This is a genomic window from Paracoccus sp. NIOT.M2S5SZ12 (genome assembly GCF_057748165.1).
The window spans coordinates 1-1,020 of sequence record NZ_JBYLFR010000062.1 but is presented as its reverse complement, the minus strand read 5'-3'; the positions used below and the strand labels follow the sequence as shown (position 1 = coordinate 1,020).

Sequence of the window (1,020 nt, the reverse complement as noted above, 5' to 3'; positions counted from 1 at the left end):
GTCTGGGACTGGTCACGATGGCGACGAGAACATCAAGCGATCGCTGCCATCGCACATCGGAAGTTGCGCATCAATGCGCAACTGTAGTACTAGGTTCCAGACCCATTGATTTCAGGCGTTTGACGTGATTCAGGCCCCGCAAGGAGACCTGATTGATGAGCAACCTTTTTTGGCTGAGCGAGGCGCAGATGGCGCGCCTCAAACCCTTCTTTCCCAAGAGCCATGGCAGGCCCCGCGTCGATGACCGGCGTGTTCTGAGCGGCATAATCTTCATCAACCGCAATGGTTTGCGATGGTGCGACGCGCCGAGGGAATACGGGCCCGCCAAGACGCTCTACAACCGCTGGAAACGCTGGAGCGAGAACGGGGTCTTCGCCCGGATTATGATGGGCCTGGCCGCCGAGAGCGCCGAACACAAGACGATCATGATCGACGCGACCTATCTGAAAGCACATCGCACGGCCTCGAGCCTTGGGGTGAAAAAAGGGGGCGCGGGCGCCAGATCGGGCGAACGAAAGGCGGCATGAACACCAAGCTGCACGCAGTCACCGACGCGAAAGGACGCCCGATCCAGTTCTTCATGTCGGCCGGGCAAGTGAGCGACTACACCGGAGCAGCGGCCCTGCTGAGCAGCTTGCCAAAGGCTGGCTGGATGCTTGCGGACAGAGGGTATGATGCCGAATGGTTCCGAGAAGCGTTGAAAGACAAGGGGATAAGGGTATGCATTCCCGGCCGGAAGAACCGCAAGAAGGCGGTCAAATACGACAAGCGGCGCTACAAGCGCCGCAACCGCATCGAGATCATGTTCGGGCGCCTCAAGGACTGGAGGCGCGTTGCCACCCGATACGACCGATGCCCCGAGACATTCTTCTCCGCCATCCTTCTCGCCGCTACCGTCATCTTCTGGCTATGATCGAGAACGAGATGCCGTAACGGGGCCTGCGCTGCGACCTGCCCGTTACCGTTGTCAAACCGAGGGCAATCTGGCGCCATTCCCGTATTGGATCCATCTGGAGGACT

Annotated in this window: 1 protein-coding gene; it reads left to right on the top strand. The window is 59.5% G+C overall.

What is annotated here, in order from left to right; all coding sequences use genetic code 11:
• The first annotated feature begins 155 nt into the window (after window positions 1–155).
• Window positions 156–913 (top strand): IS5 family transposase gene (locus AC2SGK_RS18285; protein WP_207470269.1). Its coding sequence is split into 2 segments (ribosomal slippage): window positions 156–492 and window positions 492–913, totalling 759 coding nucleotides; the frame shifts between segments, so codons are not numbered across the junction.
• The last annotated feature ends 107 nt before the right edge of the window (window positions 914–1,020 follow it).